The organism is Kocuria sp. NPDC057446 (assembly GCF_042802875.1).
GTDB lineage: Bacteria > Actinomycetota > Actinomycetes > Actinomycetales > Micrococcaceae > Kocuria.
The window spans coordinates 1-7,650 of record NZ_JBHVDI010000169.1 but is presented as its reverse complement, the minus strand read 5'-3'; the positions used below and the strand labels follow the sequence as shown (position 1 = coordinate 7,650).

The window sequence follows — 7,650 nt, the reverse complement described above, 5'->3', positions numbered from 1 at the left end:
GGCCCCTGCCGGGCCCCGCGGCCCCCGGGGGGGGTCGCTGTGCCCCCCCCCGGGCCCCCGGTTTGCGCGGGCCCCCCACCCCCCCCCCGGGCGCCCGGGGGTCCGGACCCCGGGCCGCCGAGTCGCGGCTCGGGAGGATCCGCTCCACGTTCACGCCGTTGGGGGCGACCACGACCCGGGCGGACGTGCCTCCGGTCGCGGCCACGGTGCGCTCCACCCAGTGGGCCACCGGTGCGGAGACGCAGGCGGTGCGCTCCGCCGCGGCGACCTGCGCGGTGAGCGCGGCCCGGGCGGCCGCCTCGTCCACGAGGTCGCGGTGGGCCCGCTGCTCGTCGAGGAGGGGTGCGTTGACCTCCAGGACGCCCGGGACGCCGAGCGCCCCGGTGATCTCCGTCAGGGTGGTGGAGAACAGGGAGTACCGCTCGTGGACGGCGTCGGCGCCGTCGGCGACGACCCGCTCGGCGATCCGGCGGGCGGCCTCGGCCTGGGCCCGCTCCCGGGCGGCGACCCGGGCCGTGCGCCCGGGGTCGGTCGCGGCGGGGGCCGCCGGCACCGGGACGTGGACGACCGGGACATCGGCGAGGTCGGCCGGGACGTCGTCGCCGACGCGGGTCGCGTAGAGGCGGACCTCGGCGCCGCGGGCGCGCCAGGCGCGCAGGATCTCCTGGACGTGGACGGAGGCGCCCTTCGTCCCGAACACGGGGACGCCGGGATCGGCGCAGACGTAGGCGAGGCGCATCAGCGGTCGGCTCCTTCGGTGGCCCGGACGAGGCCCGGGGTGCGGCCGGGGACGGGTTCGAGGACCGGGCCGGTGGTCCCGGCGGTGGTCCGGACGTCGCCCGGTCGGACCGGTTCCGGCGGCAGCAGCGCCCGCAGGGCGGCGGCCTGGCCGGTGGAGTCGTGGTCCCGGGCGACGAGCGCGCGGGCGGCCCGGGCGACGCCCACCCGGTCGAAGCCCGGGTCCGCGACCGCGGCGAGCGCCCCGAGCAGCGCGTCGTCGTCGTCGGCGGGCACCAGGACGCCGGTGCGCGGGGCCTCGTTGCGGACCACCTCGGGGATGCCGGTGACGTCGCTCGCGATCACGGGCACGCCCATGGCCATCGCCTCGAGCAGCACCGTGGGCAGGCCGTCGGCGTTGCCGTCGGCGCCGACGACGCACGGGGCCGCGAACACGTCCGCGGCGCGCAGCAGCCGGCCGATCTCGGCCTGGGTGCGGGGCCCGACCAGCTCGACGACGTCCTCGGCGCCGAGCTCGGCGACCAGCACGCGCAGGGATCCGTCCAGCTCGCCGCCGCCGGCGACCGTGACGGACAGCCGCCCGCCCGCGTCCCGGTACCGGGCGGCGGCCCGCACGAGGCGGTCGAAGCCCTTCTTCTCCACGAGCCGGCCCACGGCCACGACCCGCAGGGTCTCCCCCACGGGCGCGGGGTCCCGGTAGGGGAAGCGGGCGAGCTCGAGGCCGTTGCGCACGAGGCGCAGCCGGTGCGCGTGCGCGGGGAACGCGGCGGCCAGGTGCCGCCGGTTGTACGCGGAGATCGCCACCACGTGCTCCGCCCGCTCGAGGGTGCGGCGCAGCCGGGCGGGGTCCACCGACTCGTGGAAGATGTCCTTCGCGTGGGTCGTCACCGAGAACGGCACCCCCGTGAGCCGGGAGGCGATCTCGGCCACGTGGGCGGCGAGGGTCGCGAAGTGCGCGTGCAGGTGGGTGATGCCCTCCTCCACGACCTGGATGGCCAGCGCCACCCCCTGGTGGACCTCGGAGGCCTCCGTGCCGGCCAGCTCCGGCAGCAGTGCGGCCAAGCGGGGCCCTAAGCCGGGGACCGTCTCCGCCGCGCGGGCCAGGACGGCCCACCCGGCGGAGGCCCGCTCGGGACGCTCCACGTGGTGCACCGGCGCCTGGACGCGGGCCAGTTCGGGGTGGAAGCGCGGGTCGGTGCCGTGCCGGAGGGCGAAGACCGTCAGGTCCTCGCCCTGGGCCTCCCGGGCCAGGATCTCCGTGACCACGAACGTCTCCGAGAAGCGGGGGTAGACCTTCAGCACGTAGCCGATGCGGTGGCCGCTCACCGGAGGCCTCCGGCGCGGGCCGGGACGGCGTCCGCCGGCACCGGCGGCGGACCTGCCGGCAGGAGCCGCGCGGCGAGCACGGGCACGGTGTGCAGCCCGTCGAGCGCCAGGTGCCGGCGCAGCTGCACGGTGCCGACCACGCGGTGCAGCCAGCCGCTGAGCGCAACGCTGGTGAGGGCGTCGGCGGTCAGCACGTCCACCGCGCCGTGGGCCCGGAGGGCGCGGGCGCGGATCAGCTGCTCCCGCCGCGGCCGGTCCCGCGGCACCAGGAGCGCGGGGGTGTTCGTGGTGAGGATCTCGGCGACCGAGTTGTAGCCGCCCATGGACACCACGGCGCTCGCGTCGACCACCTCCGCGAGCGCGTCGGGGACGGAGGGCAGCACGAGGGTCCCCGGCACGGCGGCGGCACGCACCTGCTCGGCGTGCTCCTCGGGCATCTGCGGGCCCGTGATCACCACGTGCCGGTGGCCGTGGGGCACCCGGGCGCGCGCGGCCGCGAGGGTCAGACGGTGGCCGTCGGAGCCCCCGCCGGCCATGGTCAGGACGTAGGGGCGGTCCACCCCGCTCGTCCGCCGCCCGGCCGCCCGGCCGGTCGCGAGGTAGCCGGTGTGGCGGACCATGTCGGCGAGCTCGGCCGGGATCTCGCCGGAGGCCACCGGGTCGTGCACGGCGCGGTCGCCGTAGACCCAGATCTGGTCGTAGACGTCGCGCACGGCGTCCAGGTCCCCGAGCGCGGCCCACTCGCGGGCCGCTGCGGCGGGCTCGTCGAGGACCTCCCGCAGGCCGAGGACCACGACCGTTCCCGGTCTCTGCGCCCGCAGCCGCCGCAGCGGCTCGAGCAGCTCCCGGTCCACGCCCCAGGCGTGGCGGTCGACGACGACGAGGTGCGGGCGGAAGCCCGTGAGCGCGGCGTCCACCATCCCGGAGCGCAGGGCGGTCAGGTGGGACATGCCCACGGAGAGGTTGCGGGGCGTGTAGCCGGCCGTGCCCTTGCGGATGCCGGGCAGCACCACCCAGTCGAAGCCGTCGGGGCGCCCGTAGGAGGTGGCGGCGTCGATGCCGGTCAGCAGCATGCCCGTCACCGGGCGCCCGGTCAGCGCCGGCAGGTGCTGGGCGAGGGACCGGGCGAGCGCCAGGTTCCGGCGGGTGTGGCCCAGGCCCTGGGAGTCGTGCGAGTACAGCACCACCCGCAGCTCGTCGTCGCTCATCGTGTCCTCCTCGGGGGAAGGCGCCGGTGGGTCCGGCGCCGTTGCGGCTGCCGCCCACTGTGCTCGAGGGACATGATGAGAACATGAGCCGTCGATGAAAAGGTTCTCATCCGAGGCATCGACCTCGGGGGGCACGGGCGGCGCCGGGAGCCGCTCGGCGGCCGCCGAGCACTCAGCGCCCGTCGGAGCGGGCTCCCAGCGCCGCGTCGTAGACGGCCAGCGTGCGCGCCACCATGGTCTCGACGGTGTACTCCGCCAGATATCTCCGGTGCCCGGCCTCGCCGTACCGCGCGCGCCGCCGGCCGTCGTCCAGCAGGGCGGCCAGCGCCGCGGCCAGTTCCTCGGCGTCCCCCGGGGGCACGAGCAGCCCGGTCTCGCCGTGGGCCACGACCTCCTCCGAGCCGGGCACCCGGGTGGCCACCACCGGCAGCCCGGCCTCCATCGCCTCGAGCACGGTCAGCGGCATGCCCTCGGCCCGGGACGGCAGCGCGAACACGTCGGCGGCGTCGAGGAGCATGCGGGCGTCCGCGCGGTGGCCGGGGAGGTGCACCGCACCGGTCAGCCCGCGTTCGGCCACCAGGTCCTCGAGCTCCTGCCGCAGTTCGCCCTCGCCCAGGAGCACCACGCGCAGCCGGGGACGGTCCGGGGCGAGCAGCGCGGCGGCCTCGACCAGCCACCGCTGCCCCTTCACGGCCGTCAGCCGCCCGGTCGAGAGCACGACGAGGTCGTCCGGCCGCAGCCGCAGCGCCGCCCTGGCCGCCGTCCGCCCCGGAGGGTGCCGGCGCGGACCGATCCCGTTGGGCACCGTGACGAAGTGCTCCGCGCTGATCCCGCGGGCGGTGTAGGTGTCCCGGAGGCCGTCGGAGACGGCGATCCGCCGGTGCGCGTACGAGGTGTTCCGGGCCAGTCTCTCGGCCGTGGCGCGCTTGTGGATCAGGAACGACATGTGGTGGGTGATGATGACCGCCGGCACTCCGGCGGCGCGGGCCAGCCGCAGGCCGTGCGGATCCTCCCAGCCCCAGCCGGCGTGGCAGTGGAAGACGTCCACGGGCCGGGAGGACAGGAAGCTGCTGATGACCTCCGGGTAGGCGGGGTCGTGCGGGCCGGGCAGCGCCACGGTGCGGGCGCCGCGCACGGACGCCTCCTCGAAGAGCCAGCGGGCCCGGTCGTCGGCGCGGCACAGCACCGTCACGTCCATCCGGTCGGCGAGGCCCTGCACCAGGTCCAGCATGTGCGCCCCCATCCCGGAGGGGCTGGCGGAGCGGGTGTACAGGCAGAGGGAACGGCGGCCCCCACCGGGGCACTCGCCCGGCGGCTCGGCACGCGGTCCCGGCGGCGGCACCGTCGCTGGGGTGTCCACCATGGGACTCACCCTAGCGCCGGACCCGGCGAACGGAGTCGTCAGACCTTCGCGCCGGGCAGGCTGCCGGCCTGCCCCACCCAGGACCGGAGCTGGTCCTGGTCCCGTTCGTCGTCCTCGTGGATGTCGAGGCAGCGCACCTCGTCGTGCTTGGACGCCTTGGGGGGGAACCGGGTCGAGGGACGCCCCCTTGACGAACTGCAGCTGCACGTACCCGGTGCAGCGGCGGAACGCCAGGAACCAGCCCTCGTCCTTCCGGCCGTAGAACGGCTGGTTCCATCTCACGGCCTGGTGCACCTCGGGGACCACGTGCTCCACGAGGTCGTCGAGGCGTTGCCCGATGTCTCTCTTCCAGCCGGGCATGGCCGCGATGTCGTCCTGTACCGGGCCGTCGCCCTCTTTCTGGGGGATCCGGGGGTTGCCGCCCGAGAGCAGCCTCGGCCTCGCGCGGTCCTCGCTGGGATCGTTCACGGGTTGCCTCCCTCGGTGCCCGCCGCGACGGCCTGCGGAACTCGTCGTGCCTTCGGTGACGCCAAGAACTCCAGTCCCGGTGCTCTCCGCGATCCACGGCCGCGCGTCCCGGGCGCCGGGCCGCGGCGTCTCGCGCGGGGGCCGTCCTGCGCTCCGCCACACCGCGGAGCGAGGGCCCTCACAGCTTCGCGAGGCGGTACCCGGCGCCGCGGACGGTGACGATGCGCTCCGCGCCGAGCTTGTTGCGCAGGTAGCGGACGTAGACGTCCACCACGTTGGAGGAGCCGTCGAAGTCGTAGCCCCACACCTTGTTCAGCAGCTGCTCGCGGGTGAGCACCTGGCCGGGGCTCTCGAGGAACGCCCGGGCCATGGCGAACTCCCGGGCGGAGAGCTCGATCTGCCGGCTCTCGAGCACCGCGCACCGGGTCCCGACGTCGAGGGCCAGCCCGCCGAAGCGCAGCTCGTCGGCGCTCTGCTCGGCCACCGCCCGGTCCCGGAGCCGGGCCCGGACGCGGGCCAGCAGCTCCTGGAAGCGGAACGGCTTCGCGAGGTAGTCGTCGGCACCCTGCTCCAGGCCGGCCACGGTGTCCTCGACGGAGTCGCGGGCGGTGCACATGATCACGGGGATCGAGAACCCCAGGGAGCGCAGCACCGAGAGCACCTGGAACCCGTCCATCCCGGGCAGGCCCACGTCGAGGACGAGCAGGTCGAACTCCCCGGTGCTCGCGTAGTCGAGGGCGCTCGTGCCGTCCTCGACCACCGTGGTGGTGTAGCCGGCGGCGCGCAGGCCCTTCTGGATGAAGCGCGCGATGCGCTCCTCGTCCTCGGCGATGAGGATGCTGGCCATGGGGTGCCTCTACTTCCTGGGGGATGCGGTGGTGACGTCGGGACCGGTGGCGGGGGTCGGGGACACGGTTCCCCCGGGCGCCGCGGACCCGGGGCCCGGGGCACCGGGGGCGGGGACCGGGGCCGCGGTCGCGGGAACGAGCGGGGACTCGGGCAGCCGGAGCGTGAACGTGGCCCCGTGGCCGGGGCTCGAGCGCAGCTCCACGGTCCCGCCGTGGCCGTGCGCGATGGCCGCCACGATCGCCAGGCCCAGTCCGGAGCCCTCCACGGTGCGCCCGGTCTCGGCCCGGCCGAAGCGCTCGAAGATCCGCTGCTGGTCCTCCGGGGCCACGCCCACGCCGGTGTCGCGGACCCACACCTCGAGGCTGCGGGCGGGGGCGTCCTCGCCGGGGGCGGCGGGCCCGGTGGCCCAGGCGGCGCCGAGGGCCACGAGGTCCCCGGGGGCGGAGAACTTCACCGCGTTGGCGGCCAGCTGCACCACGGCCTGGGTGAGGCGCTGCGCATCGGCCACGACCCGGCCCTCGGCCCGCGCCTCGAGCTCCCACCGCCGGTCCCCCAGCGCGCGCAGCCGGTCCATGGTGTCGTCGAGCCACTCGGGGACGTCCACGGGGTTCGGGCGGATGAAGTCGGCGCGCTGGGCCTTGGCGAGCAGCAGCAGGTCCTCCACGAGACGGTTCATCCGCTCGATCTCGTCGAGGAGCATCGCCCGGGTCTCCTCGACGTCGGCGGGGTCGTGCTCGTCCATGAGCTCGAGGTTGCCGTGCAGGATGGTCAGGGGCGTGCGCAGCTCGTGGGCGGCGTCGTCGAGGAACTGGCGCTGCTGGACGAAGGCCGCCTCGATCCGGCTGAGCATGCCGTTGAAGTTCACGGCGAGCTGGCCCACGTCCGAGTCGTCCTGCGTCACGGGCACCCGCCGTCCCAGGTCCTCCGGGCTGATCTGCTCCGTGGCCCGGCGCAGGCGCGTGATCGGGGCGGTGACCCGGCCCACCAGGACGTAGGCGACCAGCCCCGCCACCACCGTCGTGAGGGCCGCGATGCCGAGGTAGCGCCACAGCGAGTCCAGCACGATCTGGCGCTGGGCGCTCATGTCGAAGCCGACCACGAGGTAGCCCTGGCGCGGGTCCGTGTCCAGGACCACGGAGATGACGCCCAGGCGCAGGATCCGGCCGTCCTGCCCGTGGTCGAAGACCACGGTCTGGCCGGGCCGGGCCCGCTCCACGGCCGCGGCCAGCGTGGCGGGGTCGTCGAGCTGGAACCGGGACCGGTCGGCGTGCTCGAACGCCGGCTCGCCGTCGACGAGCGCGAGGATGCTCTCGTGCTCCCCGGGCACCGTGGTGGTCATGAAGGTGTAGAAGAGCTGCGGCAGGTCCGTGAACGGTTCCTCCGCCGTGGCGTCGAGGTCCTCCGAGAGGGAGGCGTCCGGGCCCAGCGGACCGCGCTGCGCGAGCCGCTGCAGCTCGCCGGCCTCCTGGACGATGTCCTGGCGCACGGACTCGTCGAGGTCCACCAGGCGCAGGTAGTGGGTGATCCCCCCGACGGCGAGGAGGGCGACGGCCAGGAAGGCGATGGTCGTGGCGAGCACCCGGCTGCGCACGGACCGCAGCTCCGTCCGCACCCTCTCCCACCGCGCGCCCGCCATGCGGCCCAGCCTAGCCACGGCGCGTGAGAGGCAGATGAAGGAGGGGACGGGCCGTGCGGCCC

Annotated in this window: 6 protein-coding genes and 1 pseudogene; all 7 read right to left on the bottom strand. The window is 75.7% G+C overall.

Annotation, left to right across the window (positions count from 1 at the left end; all coding sequences use genetic code 11):
• Positions 1 to 739, bottom strand: a 739-nt coding sequence (locus ACFU0Y_RS15725; protein ID WP_380215495.1) for a glycosyltransferase, incomplete at its 3' end; no start/stop codon positions are given.
• Complete coding sequence (locus tag ACFU0Y_RS15720) at positions 739 to 2,064, bottom strand: glycosyltransferase (RefSeq protein WP_380215493.1); 1,326 nt, start codon at positions 2,062 to 2,064, stop codon at positions 739 to 741. The genes ACFU0Y_RS15720 and ACFU0Y_RS15725, both read right to left, overlap by 1 nt.
• Positions 2,061 to 3,272: a glycosyltransferase family protein gene (locus tag ACFU0Y_RS15715; RefSeq protein WP_380215491.1), complete on the bottom strand. Its 1,212-nt coding sequence runs from the start codon at positions 3,270 to 3,272 to the stop codon at positions 2,061 to 2,063. Before ACFU0Y_RS15715 ends, ACFU0Y_RS15720 begins: the two co-directional genes overlap by 4 nt.
• A gap of 172 nt (positions 3,273 to 3,444) precedes the next feature.
• Positions 3,445 to 4,644: a glycosyltransferase gene (locus tag ACFU0Y_RS15710; protein ID WP_380215497.1), complete on the bottom strand. Its 1,200-nt coding sequence runs from the start codon at positions 4,642 to 4,644 to the stop codon at positions 3,445 to 3,447.
• A gap of 216 nt (positions 4,645 to 4,860) precedes the next feature.
• Positions 4,861 to 4,995 (bottom strand): annotated as a pseudogene (locus ACFU0Y_RS15705) (DUF1801 domain-containing protein); the annotation flags it as partial.
• A gap of 286 nt (positions 4,996 to 5,281) precedes the next feature.
• On the bottom strand, positions 5,282 to 5,950 hold the full coding sequence (locus ACFU0Y_RS15700; RefSeq protein WP_380215489.1) for a response regulator transcription factor: 669 nt from the start codon (positions 5,948 to 5,950) through the stop codon (positions 5,282 to 5,284).
• A 9-nt stretch (positions 5,951 to 5,959) separates the two neighbouring features.
• The coding region (locus ACFU0Y_RS15695; protein ID WP_380215487.1) for a sensor histidine kinase at positions 5,960 to 7,650 on the bottom strand (1,691 nt) is incomplete at its 5' end.

Bases quoted from the DNA above. Each gene is read 5' to 3' on its own strand.
- ACFU0Y_RS15700 (WP_380215489.1), bottom strand. From the start codon at position 5,950: ATGGCCAGCATCCTCATCGCCGAGGACGAGGAGCGCATCGCGCGCTTC.
- ACFU0Y_RS15715 (WP_380215491.1), bottom strand. From the start codon at position 3,272: ATGAGCGACGACGAGCTGCGGGTGGTGCTGTACTCGCACGACTCCCAG.